Consider the following 20,642-nt stretch of genomic DNA (forward strand, 5'->3'; position numbering starts at 1 on the left):
ACGTCCCGGAATCAGCCTTCGGCGGATTCGGCCGGCGCTTCCTCGACGAACTCGTCGGCGCTGGTGGCAGCGCCCTGCTTGCCGCGGATTACCGCTTCGGCCATCGAGTTCAGGTAGAGTTGCACGGCGCGGATGGCATCATCGTTACCGGGAATTACATAGTCGACGCCTTCCGGGCTGCTGTTGGTATCGACAACGCCGATGACCGGGATGCCCAGCTTGTTGGCTTCGGTGATGGCGATGCGCTCGTGGTCGACGTCGATCACGAACAGAGCGTCCGGCAGGCCGCCCATGTCCTTGATGCCGCCCAGGCTGCGCTCGAGCTTCTCGAGGTCACGGCTGCGCATCAGGGCTTCTTTCTTGGTCAGCTTGTCGAAGGTGCCGTCCTGGGACTGGGTTTCCAGGTCGCGCAGGCGCTTGATCGACTGACGGATGGTCTTGTAGTTGGTGAGCATGCCGCCCAGCCAGCGATGGTCGACGTACGGCATGCCGCAACGAGCGGCTTCCTCGCGAACGATCTTGCCGGCGGAACGCTTGGTGCCGACGAACAGGATCTTGTTCTTGCCAGCGGCCAGGCGCTCAACGAAGGTCAGGGCCTCGTTGAACATCGGCAGGGTCTTTTCGAGGTTGATGATATGGATCTTGTTGCGCGCGCCGAAAATGAACTTGCCCATTTTCGGGTTCCAGTAACGGGTCTGGTGGCCGAAGTGCACACCGGCCTTCAGCATATCGCGCATGTTGACTTGGGACATGATAGTTCCTCGATAAGTCGGGTTAGGCCTCCACGCATCCCAATGACCAACCCTTGCGGGCACCCAGGCCATCGTGTCGATGCATGTGTGGGTTTGTGCTCCGGAAAAGGCCGCAGCCTCGGAGCGGGGCGCTTTATACCATAACCGTGGACGCAGTGAAACCCGCCGCGGATGGCCGGGCGGGAGTAGATCGGTCGGTCAGGTCTGCTAGAATCGCGTATTCCTTATTATTCATGCGTGCTTGCACGCCCGAAGAGAATTCGCATGACCGTCACCATCAAGACGCCCGACGATATCGAGAAGATGCGCATCGCCGGCCGCCTGGCCGCCGAAGTGCTGGAAATGATCGGCGAACACATCAAGCCCGGCGTGACCACCGAGGAGCTGGATCGCATCTGCCACGACTATATCGTCAACGAGCAGAAGGCGATTCCCGCCCCGCTGAACTACAAGGGCTTTCCCAAGTCGATCTGCACCTCGATCAACCATGTGGTCTGCCATGGCATCCCCAACGAGAAGCCGCTGAAGGAAGGCGACATCCTCAACGTCGACATCACCGTCATCAAGGACGGCTACCACGGCGACACCAGCAAGATGTTCCTGGTCGGCAAGACCCCGGAATGGGCCGACCGCCTCTGCCAGATCACCCAGGAATGCATGTACAAGGGCATTTCCGTGGTGCGTCCGGGCGCGCACCTGGGCGATATCGGCGAAATCATCCAGAAGCACGCGGAAAAGAACGGCTTCTCGGTGGTCCGCGAATACTGCGGCCATGGCATCGGCAAGGTGTTCCACGAGGAGCCGCAGGTCCTCCACTACGGTCGTGCGGGTACCGGCATCGAGCTGAAGGAAGGCATGATCTTCACCATCGAGCCGATGATCAACCAGGGCCGCCCGGAGACCCGCCTGCTCGGCGACGGCTGGACCGCGATCACCAAGGACCGCAAGCTGTCCGCGCAATGGGAGCACACCGTGCTGGTCACCGCCGATGGCTACGAGATCCTCACCCTGCGCAACGACGAAACCTTCCCGCGCACCTCGGCAGCCTGATCCGGCCCGGCTTTTGCTGCCAGCCGTGCGCCTCGACGCCCCGCCCCATTCCGGCGGGGCCGACGCCCCGATTCGGCGCAGCGCGCGCACCAATACAGCGCATAAACGCACCAAAACGGGGCGCTCGCGTATCGAACCCAACCGCTAGCAGATAAAGGAAGGCCGCATGCCGCAGGTGGATCCCGAATTGTTCGATCGCGGGCAGTTCCAGGCGGAACTGGCCTTGAAGTCCAGCCCGATCGCGGCCTTCAAGAAGGCCATCCGGCAATTCCGCGAAGTGCTCGACAACCGTTTCAACAGCGGCCGCGACATCCGCCGCCTGATCGAAGATCGCGCCTGGTGCGTCGACCAGATCCTGCAACAGGCCTGGCAGCGCTTCGACTGGGGAGACGACGCCGACATCGCCCTGGTCGCCGTGGGCGGCTACGGCCGCGGCGAACTCCACCCCTACTCCGACGTCGACCTGCTGATCCTCCTCGACAGCGAGGACCAGGAGAGCTTCCGCGAACCGATCGAAGGCTTCCTCACCCTGCTCTGGGACATCGGCCTGGAAGTCGGCCAGAGCGTGCGCTCGGTGCAGCAGTGCGCGGAGGAAGCGCGCGCCGACCTGACGGTGATCACCACCCTCATGGAGTGCCGCACCATCTGCGGCCCCGACAGCCTGCGCCAGCGCATGCTGCAGGTTACCGGCAGCGCGCACATGTGGCCGAGCAAGGAGTTCTTCCTGGCCAAACGCCACGAACAGCAGCGCCGCCACGCCAAGTACAACGACACCGAGTACAACCTCGAGCCCAACGTCAAGGGCTCCCCCGGCGGCCTGCGCGACATCCAGACCATCCTCTGGATGGCCCGCCGCCAGTTCGGCAGCCTCAACCTGCACGCCCTGGTGCGCGAAGGCTTCCTGGTGGAAAGCGAGTGCAGCATGCTGGCTTCCAGCCAGGAGTTCCTCTGGCGGGTCCGCTATGCCCTGCACATGCTCGCCGGGCGCGCCGAGGATCGCCTGCTGTTCGATCACCAGCGCAGCATCGCCCGTCTGTTCGGCTACGAAGACAACGACGTCAAGCTGGCGGTCGAACGCTTCATGCAGAAGTACTACCGGGTGGTGATGGCGATCTCCGAGCTGAACGACCTGATCATCCAGCACTTCGAGGAAGTCATCCTGCCCTGCGAGCAGCCGGTGCAGATCCAGCCGCTGAACAGTCGCTTCCAGTTGCGCGACGGCTACATCGAGGTGACGCACCCGAACGTCTTCAAGCGCACCCCGTTCGCCCTCCTGGAAATCTTCGTGCTGATGGCCCAGCACCCGGAAATCAAGGGCGTGCGCGCCGACACCATTCGCCTGCTGCGCGACAGCCGACACCTGATCGACGACGAGTTCCGCCACGACATCCGCAACACCAGCCTGTTCATCGAGCTGTTCAAGAGCAGCCAGGGTATCCACCGCAACCTGCGGCGGATGAACCGCTACGGCATCCTCGGCCGCTACCTGCCGGAGTTCGGCCATATCATCGGGCAGATGCAGCACGACCTGTTCCATATCTATACGGTGGACGCCCACACCCTCAACCTGATCAAGCACCTGCGCAAGCTGAATCGGCCGGAGATGGCCGAGAAATATCCGCTGGCGAGCAAGATCATCGATCGTCTGCCCAAGCCGGAACTGATCTACATCGCCGGTCTCTACCACGACATCGCCAAGGGCCGTGGCGGCGACCACTCGGAACTCGGCGCGGTGGACGCCGAGGCCTTCTGCCAGAGCCACCAGTTGCCGCCCTGGGACACCCAACTGGTGTCCTGGCTGGTGCAGAACCACCTAGTGATGTCGACCACCGCGCAACGCAAGGACCTCTCCGACCCGCAGGTGATCTTCGATTTCGCCCAACTGGTCGGCGACCAGACCCACCTCGACTACCTGTACGTGCTCACCGTGGCCGACATCAACGCCACCAACCCGACGCTCTGGAACTCCTGGCGCGCCAGCCTGCTCCGGCAGCTCTACACCGAGACCAAGCGCGCCCTGCGCCGCGGCCTGGAGAACCCGGTGGACCGCGAGGAGCAGATCCGCCAGACGCAGACCGCGGCCCTCGACCAACTGGTACGCAACGGCATCGACCAGGACGATGCCGAGCAGTTATGGAGCCAGCTCGGCGACGACTACTTCCTGCGCCACACCGCCGGCGACGTGGCCTGGCACACCGAGGCGATCCTCCAGCACCCGGACGACGGCACGCCGCTGGTGCTGATCAAGGAAACCACCCAGCGCGAGTTCGAGAGCGGTTCGCAGATCTTCATCTACGCCGCCGACCAGCACGATTTCTTCGCGGTCACCGTGGCCGCCATGGACCAGCTCAACCTGAGCATCCAGGACGCGCGGATCATCACCTCCACCAGCCAGTTCACCCTCGATACCTATATCGTGCTCGACGCCGATGGCGACTCCATCGGCAACAACCCGGAGCGCATTGCCGAGATCCGCGAGGGGCTTATCGACGCGCTGAAGAACCCCGACGACTACCCGACCATCATCCAGCGCCGGGTGCCGCGCCAGCTCAAGCACTTCGCCTTCGCCCCGCAAGTGACCATCTCCACCGACGCGCTGCGCCAGGTCTCGGTGCTCGAAGTCATCGCCCCCGACCGTCCCGGCCTGCTGGCGCGGATCGGCGGCATCTTCCTGGATTTCGACCTGTCGGTGCAGAACGCCAAGATCGCCACCCTCGGCGAGCGTGTGGAGGACGTCTTCTACATCACCGATGCGCGCAACCAGCCGCTCGCCGACCCCGACCTGTGCAAACGCCTGCAGGCCGCCCTGGTCGAGCAGCTGTCACAAGACAACGGACGGGACACCCTGCCTACCCGGATAAACTTCTGAGAAGCCTTGCCAACGCCATGAATACCGCACTCGACAACCTCCAGCCCTACCCCTTCGAGAAGCTCCGCGCCCTGCTCGGCGGCGCCCGGCCGCCCGCGACGCTGAAGCCGATCGCACTGTCCATCGGCGAGCCCAAGCATCGCTCGCCGAGCTTCGTCGCCGAAACCCTGGCGGAGAACCTGGACCAGCTCGCGGTCTACCCGACCACCCTCGGCCTGCCGGCCCTGCGCGAAGCCATCGCGCGCTGGTGCGAGCGGCGCTTCTCGGTGCCGGCCGGCTGGCTGGATGCGGCGCGCCACGTACTGCCGGTGAACGGTACCCGCGAGGCGCTGTTCGCCTTCACCCAGACCGTGGTCCGCCGCAGCGAGCCCGGCGAGGCGCCCGGCCTGGTGGTCAGCCCGAACCCGTTCTACCAGATCTACGAAGGCGCGGCGCTGCTCGCCGGAGCCGTGCCGCACTACCTGCCCTGCCGCGAGGAAAACGGCTTCAACCCCGATTTCGACGCGGTCGACGAGGCGACCTGGCAGCGCTGCCAGATTCTCTTCCTCTGCTCGCCGGGCAACCCCACCGGGGCCCTGGTACCGCTGGAGACCCTGAAGAAGCTGATCGCCCTGGCCGACCGCTACGACTTCGTGATCGCCGCCGACGAGTGCTACAGCGAACTCTACTTCGACGAAAACGCCCCGCCGCCCGGCCTGCTCAACGCTTGCGCCGAGCTGGGCCGCACGGACTTCAGCCGCTGCGTGGTGTTCCACAGCCTGTCCAAGCGCTCCAACCTGCCCGGCCTGCGCTCGGGCTTCGTCGCCGGCGACGCGGAGATCCTGAAGAAATTCCTCCTCTACCGCACCTACCACGGCTGCGCCATGCCGGTGCAGACCCAGTTGGCGAGCATCGCCGCCTGGAACGACGAGGTCCATGTGCGCGCCAACCGCAGCCTCTACCGCGAGAAATTCGACGCCGTGCTGGCGATCCTCGACGGCGTGCTCGACGTACAGCGCCCGGACGGCAGTTTCTACCTGTGGGCACGCACCCCGGTGGACGACACCGTATTCACCCGCGAACTGTTCGAGCAGCAGCACGTGACGGTGGTGCCGGGTTCCTACCTGTCGCGCGAGGTGGACGGCGAGAACCCCGGCGCCAACCGCGTGCGCATGGCCCTGGTGGCACCGCTGGCCGAGTGCGTCGAAGCCGCCGAGCGCATCCGCGACTACCTGCGGGCGCGCTGAAGCCTGCGCGGAGAAACGAAAAGGGATCGCCGCGGCGATCCCTTTTCGTTCACACCCAGCGGGCGAAGCGATTGGTCAGCCAGCTTTCCTGCTGGTCCAGCTCGCGCAGGATATCGCCCAGGGTCTCGTCGTCGATCTCGTTGTTGCGCCGCTGCCGGTACAGTTCCAGGCGCTGCGCGCGCAACGCCTTCAGGCGCAAGGCCTTGTCGGCGATCTCCAGGGCTTGGGCCTGGTCGCGGGCCTCATCGGTGGTCGGTGCGGTATCCAGCGACTGGCGGTATTCGGCCATGATCTGCGCACGCGCCTCGGCGACCCGCGAAGTATTCGCCGCATCGTTGCCTTCCACCTGCGGCAGTTCCTCGCTCTCCAGGGCCCGGATCGCCGCCTCCGCGGTCTTGCGCCAGGCCTCGCGCCGCTCGCGCTCGTGGGCGCCATTGTTGCTCGCCGGCAGTCCGCGCAGCAGCAGCGGCAGGCCGATGGTCGCGCCGATCAGGGAAATCAGGATCACGCTGGTGGCGATGAAGATGATCAGGTCGCGCTGCGGGAAGGCGCTACCATCCATCAGGCTCATCGGTACCGACAGCACCGCCGCCAGGGTCACCGCACCACGCACGCCGCTCAATGCACTGAGGGCGGAGAGACGGCGCAGGGAGATGCCGCTCAGCCCGGGCGGGCTCTTGCCGCGCCAGCGATCGATGCGCAGCGACAGCTTCCAGTAGCCATAGACCCAGCCGTAGCGGATCAGCATCAGCACGGCGGTGATCGCCGCCACGTAGGCCAGCAGCAGCGAGGAACGCCAGAGCAGGTCGCCGTGGTGGTTGGCCACCGACTTCATGATGTCCGGCAACTGCAGGCCGAGCAGCAGGAACACCACGCCGTTGAAGGCGAACTCCAGCATCGACCAGACGCTGCGGTTGAGCAGGCGCGTGGAAGTCTGCCGCGGCAGCAGGTCGACCCAGCTCTGCATCATGCCGGCCGCCACCGCCGAGAGAATCCCGGAGACACCCAGGTGTTCCGCCACCATGTAGGAGGCGAACGGCAGCAACAGCATCAGTACCACGTGGGTCGCCGGGTCGTCCCAGCCACGGGAGATCATCCAGGCGCGGATGCGGCCCAGCGACCAGCTGAGGAACACCCCGATGGCCAGGCCGCCGACCGCGACCAGGAGGAAGTTGAGGCTGGCGTCTACCAGCGAGAACACGCCGGTCATCGCCGCGGCGATGGCGAACTTGAATGCCACCAGGCCAGAGGCATCGTTCATCAGCGCCTCGCCCTCCAGCAGGTGCATCAGGCGCTTGGGCAGCCGCCCCTGGGTGATCGCCGAGACCGCCAGGGCGTCCGTGGGCGACAGCACGGCGGCGAGGGCGAAGGAAGCCGCCAGGGGAATTTCCGGGATCAGCAGATGGATGAAATAGCCGGCGCCGACCACGGTGAAGAACACCAGGCCGAACGCCATCATCAGGATCGGCCAGCGCATCCGCCAGACTTCCCGCTTGGGAATGCGCCAGCCGTCGACGAACAGCAGCGGCGGAATGAACAGGAAGAGGAACAGTTCCGGGTCGAGGGCAATGTGCAGCCCGAGGGACGGCAAGGCCAGCAGGGCCCCGGCGGCGATCTGGATCAGCGGTAGCGGCAAGGGCAGCAACTGGGCGGCCAGGCGGGTGGCGCCGACGACCAGCAGCAGGGTCAGAACGGTGTACACGGTTTGCATGAGGGCGGGGATCTCCGGCTTCGTCCCTGGACGATGCGACTGCGCCGATTGCACCATCGCGATCGGTAGGCAGCTATCCGACATTCGCACAATCCGTACGGTCTTTCCTAGCCCCGCCGCTCTACCCCGCGCGTCCGCCCCCTCCGCGGCGACGACCGGGGCGCCCGGCCAAGGTTCCCGCACTAGTACATCCGAGCTATTTCATAGCGGTGCGAGACGCTCCTACACTCCCCTTCAGTCCAGGCCCGCCGTAGCGTCGGCCAGGACGACGCCCCGAAGGAGTACGGGGTGCAGCGCCCACTCAGACAAAGGAATGCCGCCATGACAAGCAAGGGACTTACTTCCGCACTGCTGCTCGCCTCGATGTTCGCCGCCACCTCCGGCTGCCTCCAGCAGAACGCACTGACCCAGGGCTACCGCACCACCCAGCCCGGGCAACCCGGCCAGGCCCAGGTCGCCTCCGCCAACACCCCTTGCACCCCCAGCGCCACCAATGACCTGATCGCTACCGGTCGCAGCCTGCTGGACATCACCACCAACCTGATCAAGACCCGCAACCAGATGAGCGACGGCGGCAGCATCATGCGCGACGTCGACGACGTGCAGAAGGTCGGCAAGGGCCATGCCGTGCTGGACAGCGTCGAGAGCATGACCGGCGGTCCGCAGCAGCCCTGCGGCTAAGCGCACCACGACGATTCATCCCGGACAGCGAGCCCCCGCACGCTGTTCTCCCCCTGAGCCTCGCCTACCCGGCGGGGCTTTTTTTGTCCTGCGCCAAACAGCCGCCGCCCCGCATCAAGGAACTCGCCCATCACCCGGCCATGCAGACCAGGCCGCTTCGAGTCCCGTTCGTCACCTGTGCAAGGCGTCTGGAACGCGGCTATTGTCCGACGATCGAAGTGATGGCAATGTAGAATTACACCTTTGGATGTAGTCGTTTCGGGTAGGTCGCGAGATGGAACGAGCTTTTTCCCCTACCGCGGAATCGCGGAGCAGCGGCCCATGAGGCGCGCCGAGATGCTGTTGCTGAAGAGCCTGGCGGAAACACTAATGGCCGACCGGGACAACCGCCACGACGACTTGCAGGCGACCATGCGGCTGGCGCACCTGAGTTCGCCGGAGATGATCCTGTACATGGTCAACCGGGTGCTCGAGCTCGAAGAGAGCATCGAGCGGATCGCCGCGGTTCTCCAGAAACTCTCTGCGGACGAGCCGATGCCCCTAGAGGAAACGCCGCCCGAACCAGCCTTCGAACCGTCCCTGCAGTCCCGCGCCACCGAGACCGCGGAAACCTAGCGGCGGGCAGGCCGCTACACCAGCACCTGGCGAGTGCTGGCGATCAGCGCATGGACCTGTCGCTCCACCTGCTCCGCCACCGGCACTTCGGGCCCCCGCCCCTCCGGGCAGGGCAGGTTCGGCGTGGTGCCGAACAGCCGGCAGATCAGCGGACGTTCCTCATAGGCCTCGCAGCCGTTCGGTCCGAGATGGACGCAGTTCCACTCGGCCAGGGCGGCGTCGTGTTCGGCCTCGCTCTTCAGCGGCAGGCGGGCCATCTCTTCCGACGAGGCGGTAACCGGCCCGCAGCAATCGTGGCAGCCGGGCTTGCAGGCGAAGCCCGGTATCTGCAGGCGTAATTGGTCTATCTGGCGACCGATGCAACTCATGGGAAATCTCCTCGGCGGGGGAAGGATTGTACAGCGCGGACCGGAGCATTCCGAAAGTACCGGTAAGGATGCTCTCCAGCGAGCCGAATCGACCTGTTCAACCTGCGCTCTCTCCGTTCCCGGCCAGGGAAACAGCCCGGCTCCCTGTCCGCCCGCCCGTCCACGGCTATCTGCCGTCACGCCGCTCCCGATGCGGTAGCCCCGAGACCGCACAGGGGCGGAACGACGTGGCATAATCCGGCAGGAATTTTAGAGGAATATTGGAGGGGTTTTGGAGGAGCCAAAACCCCAAAGGAAAAACAATGACCTACGTTCTCTACGGCATCAAAGCCTGCGACACCATGAAGAAGGCTCGGACCTGGCTCGACGAGCACAAGGTCGCCTACGACTTCCACGACTACAAGGCCGTCGGCATCGACCGCGAACACCTGCGGCGCTGGTGCGCGGAGCACGGCTGGCAGACCGTCCTCAACCGCGCCGGCACTACCTTCCGCAAGCTCGACGAAGCGCAGAAGGCCGATCTCGACGAAGCCAAGGCGATCGAGCTGATGCTGGCCCAGCCGTCGATGATCAAGCGCCCGGTGCTGGAACTGGGCGGCAGGACGCTGGTCGGCTTCAAGCCCGACGCCTACGCCGCCGCGCTGGCCTGAGCGGGAGGCCGCATGAGCATCGCCTGGGCCCTGTTCGTACCCGCCTGCTTCGCCCTCAACCTGGCGCCGGGGCCGAACAACCTGCTGTCGCTGAACAACGCCGCGCGGCACGGTTTCGCCACCGCCTCGCTGGCCGGCGGCGGGCGCCTGCTGGCATTCGCCGGCATGCTCGCCCTGGCCGCCTCCGGGCTGGCGCTGGTGCTGCACACCTCGGCCTGGCTGTTCCTGGCGATCAAGCTGCTCGGCGCTGCCTACCTGTTGTGGCTTGCGGTGCAATTGTGGCGGGCCGATGCGCAGCCACTGGCGAACGAAGCCAGCCCGGCGCGTCCCAGCCTCTGGCGCCTGGGGCGCCAGGAGTTCCTGGTGGCGGCGGGCAACCCGAAAGCGATCCTGATCTTCACCGCCTTCCTGCCGCAGTTCGTCGATCCCGGCCAACCGCTGGGCGCCCAGTTCGCCCAGCTCGGCGCGGCATTCCTGCTGCTCGAATGGCTGGCCATCGCTCTTTATTCCTATGCCGGGCTCCACCTCGGCCGGCTGCTCGCCGGCCAGCGGGCCCGGCGTCTGTTCAACCGCGGTTGCGCCGCGCTGCTCGGCAGCGCGGGGTTGGGCCTGCTGCTCAGCCGCCGTCCGGCCTGACCGTTCCACTCCGTTTCGAGGAAACCCACATGTCGCAATCCCTGTTCAGCCTGGCCTTCGGCGTCGGCACCCAGAACCGCCAGGAAGCCTGGCTGGAAGTGTTCTACGCGCTGCCGCTGCTCAAGCCTTCGAGCGAAATCGTCGCTGCCGTCGCACCGATCCTTGGCTACGCAGCCGGCAACCAGGCGCTGACCTTCACTTCGCAGCAGGCCTACCAGCTGGCCGACGCCCTGAAGGGTATCGACGCCGCTCAGTCGGCCCTGCTCTCGCGCCTGGCGGAAAGCCAGAAGCCGCTGGTCGCCACCCTGTTGGCGGAAGACGCCGCGCCGTCCTCCACCCCGGAGGCCTACCTCAAGCTGCACCTGCTCTCCCACCGCCTGGTCAAACCGCACGCTGTGAACCTGAGCGGCATCTTCCCGCTCCTGCCGAACGTGGCCTGGACCAACATCGGCGCGGTGGACCTGGCCGAGCTGGCCGAACTGCAACTGGAAGCGCGACTGAAGGGCAAGCTGCTGGAAGTCTTCTCCGTCGACAAGTTCCCGAAGATGACCGACTACGTGGTCCCGGCCGGCGTACGCATCGCCGACACCGCCCGCGTGCGCCTGGGCGCCTACATCGGTGAAGGCACCACGGTGATGCACGAAGGTTTCGTCAACTTCAACGCCGGCACCGAAGGCCCGGGCATGATCGAAGGCCGCGTATCCGCCGGCGTGTTCGTCGGCAAGGGGTCGGACCTGGGCGGCGGCTGCTCGACCATGGGCACCCTTTCCGGTGGCGGCAACATCGTCATCAGCGTCGGCGAAGGCTGCCTGATCGGCGCCAACGCCGGCATCGGCATCCCGCTGGGCGATCGCAACATCGTCGAGGCCGGCCTGTACATCACCGCCGGCACCAAGGTCGCCCTGCTCGACGAGCAGAACGCCCTGGTGAAAGTGGTCAAGGCCCGCGACCTGGCCGGCCAGCCCGACCTGCTGTTCCGCCGCAACTCGCAGAACGGTGCGGTGGAGTGCAAGACCAACAAGACCGCCATCGAGCTGAACGAAGCGCTGCACGCGCACAACTGAGCCCAGCTCGCTCCCCGTTCGCCCGACGGCGCTCGCCAGCGCCGCCGGGTGCGCTACCCTTTCCCCTGTAACCGTCCTCGCACAGTGTCCGCCATGTCCCTGCCGTCTCCCTGGCGCGCCGACTTTCCGGCCTTTTCCGCCTTCGCCGCGGAAGGCCTGACCTACCTCGACAGCGCCGCCACCACCCAGAAGCCACAGGCCGTACTCGACGCCCTGAACGGCTACTACCTTGGCGGCGCCGCCAACGTCCACCGCGCCCAACATGTCCCCGGCGAGCGCGCCACCCGGGCCTTCGAGGCCGCGCGTAGCCGCGTCGCCCACTGGCTGCACGCCGGCAACCCGGCCGAGGTGCTGTTCACCCGCGGCACCACAGAGGCGATCAACCTGGTGGCCTATGGCCTGGAGCGGCATTTCCGGCCTGGCGACGAACTGCTGGTCAGTGCCCTGGAACACCATGCCAACCTGCTTCCCTGGCAGCAGTTGGCCCTGCGCCGCGGCCTGGTCCTGCGCGTGTTGCCGCTGGACGAGCGCGGGGTGATCGACCTGGAGCAGGCTCGCCATATCATCGGCGAGCGTACCCGCCTGCTGGCGATCAGCCAGTTGTCCAACGTTCTCGGCACCTGGCAACCGGTGGTGGAGTTGATCCAGCTGGCCCGCGAGCGCGGTGCCTGGACCCTGGTCGACGGCGCTCAAGGCAGCGTCCACGGACGCCACGACCTGCCGGGCCTGGGCTGCGACTTCTACGCATTCTCCGGCCACAAGCTCTACGGCCCCGACGGCATCGGCGTGCTCTGGGGTCGCCCGCAGGCCCTGGAGCAACTGGCGCACTGGCAGTTCGGCGGCGAGATGGTACGCCACACCGGCTTCCACGAAGCCAGCTTCCATGCCGCTCCGCTCGGCTTCGAGGCGGGCACCCCGGCGGTTTCCGCGGCGATCGGCCTGGGCGCGACCATCGACTGGCTGGCCACCCTGGACGAAGCCGAAGTCGCCGCCCACGAAGGCGCCCTCCACGCCCGCCTGCTCGCCGGCCTGCTGGCGCGCGACGGCGTCAGCCTGCTCGGCGAACCGCAGGCGGCGCTGGCCAGCTTCTGCGTCGACGGCGTGCACGTCGCCGATCTCGCCCACCTGCTCGGCGAGCAGGGCATCGCGGTGCGCGCCGGCCACCATTGCGCGATGCCGCTGCTGCAACGCCTCCAGGTACCCGGCGCCCTGCGTGTCTCGCTGGGCTTGTACAACGATGCCGACGATCTGGAGCGCTTCTTCCTGGCCCTCGACCGCTCACTGGAGTTGCTGCGATGAACCCGGTTCTCCCCGAACAGGCCCAGGAGGCACTGGACGCCTTCGGTCACACCGCCAGTTGGGAACAGCGTGCACGCCTGCTGCTGCAATGGGGCGAGCGCCTGGCGCCGCTCGCGGAACACGAACGCCAGGAAGAGCATCGCGTGCACGGTTGCGAAAGCCTGGTCTGGCTGCTCGGCGAGCAGCGCGACGGCCACTGGCGCTTCCGTGCCGACAGCGACGCGCGCCTGATCCGCGGCCTGCTGGCGGTGCTGCTGGCACGGGTCGACGGCATCGAGACCCGCGAACTGGCGCGCCTGGACCTCAACGACTGGTTCACCTGCCTGGGTCTTTCCCGCCAACTGTCGCCCTCGCGCAGCAACGGCCTGAACGCTGTGCTGCAACGCATGCGCGAACTGGCCGGCCAGACCGCCGGCTGAGCCCGCTCAGCGCGCCAGCAGCTCCGGCAGGTGCCGGGCCAGGGCGCGGTAGCGGTCCTCTTCGATCCGATAGGCCCAGTCAGGATGGGCGGCGACCTCGCCCTCGGCGAAGCCCTCGACGCTCTTCGGCAACAACCAGTATTGCTCGCCCTGGCGCCGAATCTCGCCATCCAGGCGCGCGCCGGAAAACGTCCGCAGGCTGAACGCCAGGAGCAATGGCGCCTGTCTGAATCCCACCTGCGCCAGCGGCGCTACATCGGCGAAACGCAGGTCGGCGAACAGCGCCGCCGCGCCGTTGGCCGCTGCCTCATAGGCCAGCTTGCGCCCTGTGGGCAATTGCCGGACCTGCAGGTTCGGCTGCCCGGCGTCGTCGCGATAGAGATCCAGACGCTCGCCCTTCGGATAGCGCAGTTGCAGTTCGCGCACCCGGGCGAAGGGCAGCGTGGCGATCCGCCGGTCGAGCCACTCCAGCTCGTTGTTCGGCAACGGCAGGCGCTTGTCGATCAGCCAGGCCTGCGGGTCGCCCAGTCGTCGTACGAAGCTACCGCCATGCTGCGCATCTTTGCCCACCAGCAGCACCAGAGGCTCGCCGGACTGCCGCTGCAGGCTCAGGCGTAGCGCCTGCCCCTCGCCACGCTCCGCCAGGCCAAGCATCGCGTGGTTCTTCGGGTTGGCGCTCTTCGCCTCGACCTTGCGCGCCTCTGCCAGTGCCTCGAGCAGCGCCGACAAGCGTAGCCGAACGGCCGGATAGCCGGCCTTGGCCGGCAGGACCCACGCGCCCGCACGCCGCTCGACCCAGATATCCGGCGAACCGTCGGCAAACTGCACGTGCAGGCCACTCAGCGTCGCGCTGTCCAGTTCCGGCAGCCAGCCCTCTGCCACCGGCAAGGCAGGTACCTCGGCTGCGCGCTCGCGCTGCAGCCAGGCGAAGGTTCCGACCAGCGCCGCCACCAGCGCCAGCAGGACGATCAGCGTATTGCGCCGCATGCGTCAATGCCCTCCCCGGGCCATGCGCCGGCGCCGCCAGAGCCAGCCGAGCAGCACGCCGACCGTGAGCAACGAGGGAACCAGGGCGATATTGACCAGCTTCAGGGTGCGGCCCAGTGCGTCGATATCGGCGTTCAACTGGTACTGCACCTCGCGTAGTTCCTTACGGATGCGCAGCTTCTCCTGCATGTACTGGCGCACCGTGGCCTGCTGTTCGGGCGTCAGTTCGACGGCCTTCTCCGGGTCGGCACCCTGCTGTAGAGCGGCGAGTTGCTGCTCGGTATCGGCGAGGCGCTGCTTGAGCTGCTCCTCCTTCTGCCGGAAGCTCGTCTCGGCCTCGCGCTGCAGGCGCTCGACCACCACGAACGGCCGGCTGAACCGGCCGCGGGAGCGCACGCTGATCAGCGCATCGGTGCCCGACAGGTTGTCCAGCGCGTTGACCACCAGCGCGCCGTTGTCGGCCCAGGGCTGCGGCACGCGCTGGCCGAAGAAGTCCTGCACCTGGACCCACATGCGATCGCTGAGCAGGTCGGTATCGGCCACGACGATGACATTGATGTTGCGCGCCTCCTTCAGGCCTCCGCGATGCCCCTCGATGCCCTCCGCGAAGGCACTCTTCGCCGGCCCCTGGATACGGGCGGCGAGAGTATGCCGCCGGCCGCTCGGGCGCAGCTCGCGCATCAGATCGCCGGGGTCACGCAGCAGGCCGAAGCGCGAGGCATCGAACGGCATCGCCTGGGCCGAGCTTTGCAGCAAAGGCGTGAAGCTGGTGCTCGCTCCGGGGAGCCTTTCGAGGATGCCGGGCGTCGCCAGGGTCAGGCTTTCCAGGCCGGCAGTGGCGATGTCGTCCTGGTCCAGCGCCTCGCGCGGCAAGCTGAGCCAGGCCGGATGCCGGGCCGGACGCTGGTCCCGGCCAAGACTGATGGACATCGCATAGGCGCCGTCGCCGAGCACCTTGCCCGGCAGCAGGCGCAGCCCCCAGGCCTCGAACAGCGGCGCGAGGTCGGACGACTTGTCGCCATCCAGCGTAGCGGTGAAATCGCTGCCGCTGTCGGCCTCGCTGAAGGGGTCGACGAACGCCAGCAGCTTGCCCCCGCGCAGGACGAACTGGTCGATGGCGTATAGCGTCTGCTCGGGTAACTGCTTGGGATGCACCAGCAGCAGCACCGAGACCTCCGGCGGGATTTCCGTGGCATCGCTCTTGAGGCTGCGCAGGTCGAATTGCTGGCGGATTTCCTCCATGACCATCCACGGCGAGGTCGGCTGCCGGCTGGCCATGTCGAAGCCGCCATTGAGCGGCAGCGACGACATCAGGCCGACCACCGGCCGCTGCGGCTGGGCCAGGGTCTGCACCAGGCGGCTGATGTCGTATTCGAGGAACTCCTCCTGATCGAGCGGGAAGAAGGGTATGACCTGGACTCCGTCCAGGGCGTTGCTGCCGGCCAGGCCGAAGTACAGGTTGTCGCCGCCCTGCTGCAGGGGAATTCCTTGCAGGCCGAACTCGGTGGCCTTGTCCTCGTTCTCGGAGAACGGCTCGGGATCGATCACCTGCAGGCGAATCCTGCCGTTCGCCTCGCGCTCGTAGGCGCGCAGCAGTTCCTCGACGCGCCTGGCGTAGTTGCGCAGCGGCACCAGTTCCCGGGCACCGCTATCCGAATAGAAGAAGTACAGGTTGATCGGCTCGTCGAGGCCGGCCAGGATCCGCTTGGTGCCGGGGCTGATGGTGTAGAGCTTCTGCTCGGTCAGGTCGAGCCGCGCGCCGCTGAACAGCAGGCCGGAGACCATGTTGAAGGCCAGGAACGCCAGCGCGATCAGCAACAGCCCGGCGCCAGAGGACAACACGCGTTTCATCGACTCCCCCTCATTCGGCTTTCTTCAGGTCGACCGCCACCGCCGTGGCGGCCAGCCAGGCGACGATCAGGCTGACGAAATACAGCAGGTCGCGCAGGTCGATGACGCCCTTGCTGACGGCATCGAAGCGGGTCAGCAGGCTCAGCGAGGCCACCGCATCGAGCAACCACTGCGGCGCCCACTGGCTGAACGCATCGAGCACCAGCGGAAAGCCGCTGAGCATGAACAGGAAGCAGGCGGCCACGGCGAGGATGAAAGCGATCACCTGGTTCTTCGCCAGGGCCGACATGCACGAACCGATGGCCAGGTAGCCGCCGGCCAGCAGCCAACTGCCCAGATAGCCGGCGAGAATCGCACCGTTGTCCGGCTCGCCCAGGTAGTTCACCGTGAGCACCATGGGGAAGGTCAGCAGCAGCGCGATTCCGGCGAACGCCCAGGTGGCCAGGAACTTGCCGGCCACGGCTTCGAAGCGGGTCAGCGGCAGGGTCATCAGCAGCTCGATCGAGCCGGACTTGCGCTCCTCCGCCCACAGGCGCATGGCCAGCGCGGGAACCAGGAACAGGTAGAGCCAGGGATGGAAGGCGAAGAAGGAGGCCAGGTCGGCCTGGTTGCGTTCGTAGAAGTTGCCCAGGTAGAAGGTGAACACGCCCGCCAGGACCAGGAAGATCACGATGAACACATAGGCCAGCGGCGTGGCGAAATAACTCGCCAGCTCGCGCTTGAAGATCACCGGCAGTTGCTTCATGCCTCCGTCCCCCGGGTCAAGTTGCGGAATACCTCGTCGAGCCGGCCGCGCTCCACGTCCAGTTCGCGGATCCGCCAGCCGCGCTCGGCGACCAGCCCGCTGACCTGGGGGAAGATCACCGCGCCCGGCTGCGCCAGGACGGTCAGGCTGCCTTCGGCGGGGTTCTCCTCGATGCCCGCCACGCCCGGCAGCACCGCCAGCGCCACGGCATCCAGGGGCTCGTCGCTGTAGAGCGTCACCGCCTGGTGGTAGCGCGAGCGGCTGGCCAGCTCCAGCGGCGTGCTGTCCGCCAGCAGCCGCCCGCCGCCGATCACCAGGGCGCGGCTGCACAGCGCCGAGACTTCCTCGAGGATATGGGTGGAGATGATCACGATGCGCTCCTGCGCGAGGCCGCGGATCAGTTCGCGGACCTGGTGCTTCTGGTTCGGATCGAGCCCGTCGGTGGGCTCGTCGAGCACCAGCGCCCGCGGTTCGTGGAGGATCGCCTGGGCCAGGCCGACACGCCGGCGGAAGCCCTTGGAGAGGGTTTCGATGGTCTGCCGGCGCACCTCGTCCAGTTCCAGCAGCCCCAGTGCCCGGGCGACCCGCTCGCGCTTGCCGGCACCACGGTAGCCACGGATCTCGGCGATGAAATCGAGGAAGCCCTGCACGGTCATTTCCGCGTAGCAGGGCGAACCTTCCGGGAGGTAGCCGATCAGCCGCTGCGCCTGCAGCGTGCGGTTGCGGATGTCGAAGCCGAAGATGCTCGCGGTGCCGGCGCTGGGCGCCAGGAAGCCGGTGAGCATCTTCATGGTGGTGGACTTGCCGGCGCCGTTCGGACCGAGGAAGCCCAGTACCTCCCCCGTCTCCACCTGGAAGGACAGGTCGTCCACCGCCACCCGCGAGCCGAAGCGTTTGCCGAGGTTTCTTGTTTCGATCATGGTCCCCTACCTGTTCCGGCGGCCGCCGCCATGTCCGGCCAGGGCCGCGAAAAACGCGCAGGGACTATAGCCGAAGCGCCCCGCCGCCTGGCAATACGGGGCATCGGGAGAACCTTGGCAAAACGTGACAGAACCCGAACGCCTGCCGAAGGTTCTACATTCGCAACCTGTTCGCCGCCGTTCGCCGTAGGACGCGTTGCGTTCTTTTGCGGCCCTCCGGGGATTGCGGCAAACTAGCCGCGCCCGCCACGCCGGGTCCCGATCAACTGCCAGTAGACACCGTATGCCCCGCTACCCTTTCCGCCGCTTTGGTTTTGGCGCCCTGCGCCGCCTGCTGTACCTCTGGGTACGCTCGGAAACCATCAACCAATCGGCCTTCACCCTGAAGATCGACCGCAGCAAGCCGGTGCTCTACGTGCTGCAACAGCCTTCGGTCAGCGATCTCGCGGTAGTGGATACCGAATGCCGCAAGGCCGGGCTGCCGCGTCCGGTGATGCCGGTAGCGGTAGGCGACGCCATCGAGCCGGCGGCGTTCTTCTACCTGACGCCCGAACCCGACTGGCTGGGCCGCCAGGACAAGCGCGGCGCCTCGCCGACCCTGGTGCGCATGCTCGCCGCGGTCGGCCAGAACGGTCTCGACGACGCGCAGATCATTCCGGTCAGCGTGTTCTGGGGACAATCGCCGGACAGCGAATCGAGCCCCTGGAAGCTGCTGTTCGCCGACAACTGGGCGGTCACCGGGCGCCTGCGCAAGCTGGCGCGCATCCTGATTCTCGGACGCAAGACCCGCGTGCAGTTCTCCGCGCCGATCCACCTGCGCGAGCTGGTGGAACAGGGCAAGGGCCACGAACGCACGCTGCGCATGGTCAACCGTATCCTCCGGGTGCACTTCCGCAACCTGAAGACCGCGGTAATCGGTCCCGACCTGTCGCACCGCCGCAACCTGGTCAAGGGCCTGCTGCGCGCGCCGCTGGTACGCCAGGCGATCAACGAGGAATGCGAGAGCGAACGGATATCCCAGGAGAAGGCCGAAGGCATCGCGCTGCGCTACGCCAATGAAATCGCCTCGGACTTCTCCTATCCGGTGATCCGCTTCCTCGAAGTCATCCTCAGCTGGTTCTGGAACAAGCTGTACGAAGGGGTCAAGGTCAACCACATCGAGCGGGTGCAGGACGTGGCCCAGGGCAACGAGATCGTCTACGTGCCCTGCCACCGCAGCCACATCGACTACCTGCTGCTCTCCTACCTGCTGTTCCGCAACGGCCTGACCCCGCCGCACATCGCCGCCGGGATCAACCTGAACATGCCGGTGATCGGCTCGATCCTGCGCCGCGGCGGAGCCTTCTTCATGCGCCGCAGCTTCAAGGGCAACCAGCTCTACACCGCGGTGTTCAACGAGTACCTGCACACCCTGTTCTCCCGCGGCTTCTCCACCGAGTACTTCGTCGAGGGTGGCCGTTCGCGTACCGGGCGCATGCTCCACCCACGCACCGGCATGCTCGCCATCACCCTGCGCAGCTTCCTCCGAGACTCGCGCCGGCCGATCGTCTTCGTACCGGTCTACATCGGCTACGAACGCGTGCTGGAAGGCCGCACCTACCTCGGCGAACTGCGCGGCGCGACCAAGAAGAAGGAGTCGATCTTCGACCTGTTCAAGGTGGTCGGCGCCCTGAAGCAGCGTTTCGGCCAGGTCTGGGTGAACTTCGGCGAGCCGATCCATCTCGACCAGTTCCTCGACCGCCACCAGCCCGACTGGCAGGACCAGGACCTCGGCCCGGAATACCGCCCCGACTGGCTGCCGCAGACCACCAACCTGCTGGCCAAGGACGTCGCCCGCCACCTCAACGACGCGGCGGCGATCAACCCGGTCAACCTGGTCGCCCTGGCGCTGCTCTCCACCAGCCGCCAGGCCCTCGACGAAAGCGCCCTGGCGCGAATCCTCGACCTCTACCTGGCGCTGCTGCGCAAGGTGCCCTACTCGCCCAGCGCGACCCTGCCGGACGGCGACGGCCAGGCCCTGATCGAATACGTGAAGAGCATGAACCTGCTGGCCGAGCAGAAGGACGCGCTGGGCCGCATCCTCTATCTCGACGAACAGAACGCGGTGCTGGCGACCTACTACCGCAACAACGTCCTCCACGTCTTCGCCCTGCCGGCGCTGATCGCCAGCTTCTTCCAGAGCAACTCGCGGATCAGCCGCGAACAGTTGCTGCGCTTCGCCCGCGCGCTCTATCCCTACCTGCAGGCGGAACTGTTCATCCGCTGGAGCCTGGACGAACTCGACGCGGTGATCGACCAGTGGCTGGCGGCCCTGGTGGAACAGGACCTGCTGCGCCAGGAGAACGACACCTTCATCCGCCCGGCGCCAAGCTCGCGGCAATACGTGCTGCTGATCCTCCTCGCTCGTTCGGTGACCCAGACCCTGCAGCGCTTCTACATGGCCATCGCCCTGCTGCTCAACGCCGGGCAGAACGCCCTGACCGCCGAGGAACTGGAGAACCTCTGCACCGTGATGGCCCAGCGCCTGTCGATCCTGCATGGCCTGAACGCCCCGGAGTTCTTCGACAAGAGCCTGTTCCGCCACTTCATCCAGACCCTTCTCGACCTGCGTGTGCTGCGCAAGGACGAGGCCGGCAAACTGAGCTACCACGAACTGCTCGGCGAACTGGCCGAAGGCGCCGCCAAGCGCGTGCTGCCGGCGGAGATCCGCCTGTCGATCCGCCAGGTGGCGCTGGAGCGTCCCGCCGAGGAAGCCGCCGCCGAAAGCAACGACGCAGCCGCCAACTGAGACCCGGCGCC

18 protein-coding genes are annotated in these 20,642 nt (G+C 66.6%); 11 read left to right on the forward strand and 7 right to left on the reverse strand.

Features of this window, described 5'->3' with window-relative positions; all coding sequences use genetic code 11:
- Positions 1-11 precede the first annotated feature (11 nt).
- Positions 12-752 (reverse strand): 30S ribosomal protein S2, encoded by a 741-nt coding sequence (gene rpsB, locus AC4OR5_RS03435; RefSeq protein WP_003092394.1) that lies wholly within the window; start codon positions 750-752, stop codon positions 12-14.
- Between the two features lie 264 nt (positions 753-1,016).
- Between rpsB and map the strand changes: the two genes are divergently transcribed.
- From map to dapC, 3 genes are all read left to right on the forward strand, one after another.
- A complete protein-coding gene (map, locus tag AC4OR5_RS03440) occupies positions 1,017-1,802 on the forward strand; it encodes a type I methionyl aminopeptidase (protein ID WP_003092395.1) in 786 nt (261 codons plus the stop codon).
- A gap of 166 nt (positions 1,803-1,968) precedes the next feature.
- Positions 1,969-4,671 carry a [protein-PII] uridylyltransferase gene (locus tag AC4OR5_RS03445; RefSeq protein WP_003109340.1) on the forward strand — a complete coding sequence of 901 codons (2,703 nt, stop codon included), beginning with the start codon at positions 1,969-1,971 and terminating at the stop codon, positions 4,669-4,671.
- 17 nt (positions 4,672-4,688) lie between these two features.
- The gene (gene dapC / locus AC4OR5_RS03450) at positions 4,689-5,897 is read left to right on the forward strand and encodes a succinyldiaminopimelate transaminase (protein ID WP_003092403.1); all 1,209 of its coding nucleotides are present in this window, start codon (positions 4,689-4,691) and stop codon (positions 5,895-5,897) included.
- A gap of 49 nt (positions 5,898-5,946) precedes the next feature.
- Here the strand turns inward: dapC and AC4OR5_RS03455 are convergent, their stop codons facing one another.
- The gene (locus tag AC4OR5_RS03455) at positions 5,947-7,692 is read right to left on the reverse strand and encodes a Na+/H+ antiporter (protein ID WP_003109341.1); all 1,746 of its coding nucleotides are present in this window, start codon (positions 7,690-7,692) and stop codon (positions 5,947-5,949) included.
- 237 nt (positions 7,693-7,929) lie between these two features.
- Between AC4OR5_RS03455 and AC4OR5_RS03460 the strand changes: the two genes are divergently transcribed.
- Together AC4OR5_RS03460 and AC4OR5_RS03465 are read left to right on the forward strand one after the other, a co-directional pair.
- Positions 7,930-8,289, forward strand: a complete 360-nt coding sequence (locus AC4OR5_RS03460; RefSeq protein WP_003092416.1) for a hypothetical protein — start codon at positions 7,930-7,932, stop codon at positions 8,287-8,289.
- A gap of 321 nt (positions 8,290-8,610) precedes the next feature.
- Positions 8,611-8,904 carry a hypothetical protein gene (locus AC4OR5_RS03465; protein WP_003138008.1) on the forward strand — a complete coding sequence of 98 codons (294 nt, stop codon included), beginning with the start codon at positions 8,611-8,613 and terminating at the stop codon, positions 8,902-8,904.
- A 14-nt stretch (positions 8,905-8,918) separates the two neighbouring features.
- Here the strand turns inward: AC4OR5_RS03465 and AC4OR5_RS03470 are convergent, their stop codons facing one another.
- Positions 8,919-9,272, reverse strand: coding sequence for a YkgJ family cysteine cluster protein (locus AC4OR5_RS03470; RefSeq protein ID WP_003092421.1), 354 nt, complete (start codon positions 9,270-9,272; stop codon positions 8,919-8,921).
- A 302-nt stretch (positions 9,273-9,574) separates the two neighbouring features.
- Here AC4OR5_RS03470 and AC4OR5_RS03475 point away from each other — a divergent pair, with 302 nt between their 5' ends.
- The 5 genes from AC4OR5_RS03475 to AC4OR5_RS03495 all read left to right on the forward strand — a co-directional run bounded on the left by AC4OR5_RS03475 (position 9,575) and on the right by AC4OR5_RS03495 (position 13,340).
- A complete protein-coding gene (locus AC4OR5_RS03475; protein ID WP_003098619.1) occupies positions 9,575-9,922 on the forward strand; it encodes an ArsC family reductase in 348 nt (115 codons plus the stop codon).
- 12 nt (positions 9,923-9,934) lie between these two features.
- Positions 9,935-10,558, forward strand: coding sequence for a LysE family translocator (locus AC4OR5_RS03480; RefSeq protein WP_003109344.1), 624 nt, complete (start codon positions 9,935-9,937; stop codon positions 10,556-10,558).
- A gap of 29 nt (positions 10,559-10,587) precedes the next feature.
- Positions 10,588-11,622 carry a 2,3,4,5-tetrahydropyridine-2,6-dicarboxylate N-succinyltransferase gene (gene dapD, locus AC4OR5_RS03485; RefSeq protein WP_003092431.1) on the forward strand — a complete coding sequence of 345 codons (1,035 nt, stop codon included), beginning with the start codon at positions 10,588-10,590 and terminating at the stop codon, positions 11,620-11,622.
- A 93-nt stretch (positions 11,623-11,715) separates the two neighbouring features.
- Positions 11,716-12,921 carry a cysteine desulfurase gene (locus AC4OR5_RS03490; protein ID WP_023125416.1) on the forward strand — a complete coding sequence of 402 codons (1,206 nt, stop codon included), beginning with the start codon at positions 11,716-11,718 and terminating at the stop codon, positions 12,919-12,921.
- A complete protein-coding gene (locus AC4OR5_RS03495) occupies positions 12,918-13,340 on the forward strand; it encodes a SufE family protein (protein WP_003092439.1) in 423 nt (140 codons plus the stop codon). The genes AC4OR5_RS03490 and AC4OR5_RS03495 overlap by 4 nt, the downstream gene beginning before the upstream one ends.
- A 6-nt stretch (positions 13,341-13,346) precedes the next feature.
- Here AC4OR5_RS03495 and AC4OR5_RS03500 read toward each other — a convergent pair whose 3' ends face one another.
- The 4 genes from AC4OR5_RS03500 to AC4OR5_RS03515 are packed head-to-tail and all read right to left on the reverse strand — an operon-like array spanning position 13,347 to position 17,843.
- Positions 13,347-14,327 carry a DUF4340 domain-containing protein gene (locus AC4OR5_RS03500; RefSeq protein WP_058161235.1) on the reverse strand — a complete coding sequence of 327 codons (981 nt, stop codon included), beginning with the start codon at positions 14,325-14,327 and terminating at the stop codon, positions 13,347-13,349.
- 3 nt (positions 14,328-14,330) lie between these two features.
- Positions 14,331-16,178 (reverse strand): GldG family protein, encoded by a 1,848-nt coding sequence (locus AC4OR5_RS03505; protein WP_058161236.1) that lies wholly within the window; start codon positions 16,176-16,178, stop codon positions 14,331-14,333.
- Between the two features lie 10 nt (positions 16,179-16,188).
- A complete protein-coding gene (locus AC4OR5_RS03510; protein WP_058161237.1) occupies positions 16,189-16,923 on the reverse strand; it encodes an ABC transporter permease in 735 nt (244 codons plus the stop codon).
- Entirely contained in the window at positions 16,920-17,843 is a 924-nt protein-coding gene (locus tag AC4OR5_RS03515; protein ID WP_003122138.1) for an ABC transporter ATP-binding protein, read from the reverse strand. Before AC4OR5_RS03515 ends, AC4OR5_RS03510 begins: the two co-directional genes overlap by 4 nt.
- Before the next feature lie 283 nt (positions 17,844-18,126).
- Here AC4OR5_RS03515 and plsB point away from each other — a divergent pair, with 283 nt between their 5' ends.
- Positions 18,127-20,631, forward strand: coding sequence for a glycerol-3-phosphate 1-O-acyltransferase PlsB (gene plsB, locus AC4OR5_RS03520; RefSeq protein ID WP_003098641.1), 2,505 nt, complete (start codon positions 18,127-18,129; stop codon positions 20,629-20,631).
- The last annotated feature ends 11 nt before the right edge of the window (positions 20,632-20,642 follow it).

The sequence above is a fragment of the Pseudomonas sp. YA1 genome (assembly GCF_058680555.1).

Coding starts and splice junctions, on each gene's coding strand:
- rpsB (WP_003092394.1), bottom strand. CDS start 752: ATGTCCCAAGTCAACATGCGCGATATGCTGAAGGCCGGTGTGCACTTC.
- map (WP_003092395.1), top strand. CDS start 1,017: ATGACCGTCACCATCAAGACGCCCGACGATATCGAGAAGATGCGCATC.
- AC4OR5_RS03445 (WP_003109340.1), top strand. CDS start 1,969: ATGCCGCAGGTGGATCCCGAATTGTTCGATCGCGGGCAGTTCCAGGCG.
- dapC (WP_003092403.1), top strand. CDS start 4,689: ATGAATACCGCACTCGACAACCTCCAGCCCTACCCCTTCGAGAAGCTC.
- AC4OR5_RS03455 (WP_003109341.1), bottom strand. CDS start 7,692: ATGTCGGATAGCTGCCTACCGATCGCGATGGTGCAATCGGCGCAGTCG.
- AC4OR5_RS03460 (WP_003092416.1), top strand. CDS start 7,930: ATGACAAGCAAGGGACTTACTTCCGCACTGCTGCTCGCCTCGATGTTC.
- AC4OR5_RS03465 (WP_003138008.1), top strand. CDS start 8,611: ATGAGGCGCGCCGAGATGCTGTTGCTGAAGAGCCTGGCGGAAACACTA.
- AC4OR5_RS03470 (WP_003092421.1), bottom strand. CDS start 9,272: ATGAGTTGCATCGGTCGCCAGATAGACCAATTACGCCTGCAGATACCG.
- AC4OR5_RS03475 (WP_003098619.1), top strand. CDS start 9,575: ATGACCTACGTTCTCTACGGCATCAAAGCCTGCGACACCATGAAGAAG.
- AC4OR5_RS03480 (WP_003109344.1), top strand. CDS start 9,935: ATGAGCATCGCCTGGGCCCTGTTCGTACCCGCCTGCTTCGCCCTCAAC.
- dapD (WP_003092431.1), top strand. CDS start 10,588: ATGTCGCAATCCCTGTTCAGCCTGGCCTTCGGCGTCGGCACCCAGAAC.
- AC4OR5_RS03490 (WP_023125416.1), top strand. CDS start 11,716: ATGTCCCTGCCGTCTCCCTGGCGCGCCGACTTTCCGGCCTTTTCCGCC.
- AC4OR5_RS03495 (WP_003092439.1), top strand. CDS start 12,918: ATGAACCCGGTTCTCCCCGAACAGGCCCAGGAGGCACTGGACGCCTTC.
- AC4OR5_RS03500 (WP_058161235.1), bottom strand. CDS start 14,327: ATGCGGCGCAATACGCTGATCGTCCTGCTGGCGCTGGTGGCGGCGCTG.
- AC4OR5_RS03505 (WP_058161236.1), bottom strand. CDS start 16,178: ATGAAACGCGTGTTGTCCTCTGGCGCCGGGCTGTTGCTGATCGCGCTG.
- AC4OR5_RS03510 (WP_058161237.1), bottom strand. CDS start 16,923: ATGAAGCAACTGCCGGTGATCTTCAAGCGCGAGCTGGCGAGTTATTTC.
- AC4OR5_RS03515 (WP_003122138.1), bottom strand. CDS start 17,843: ATGATCGAAACAAGAAACCTCGGCAAACGCTTCGGCTCGCGGGTGGCG.
- plsB (WP_003098641.1), top strand. CDS start 18,127: ATGCCCCGCTACCCTTTCCGCCGCTTTGGTTTTGGCGCCCTGCGCCGC.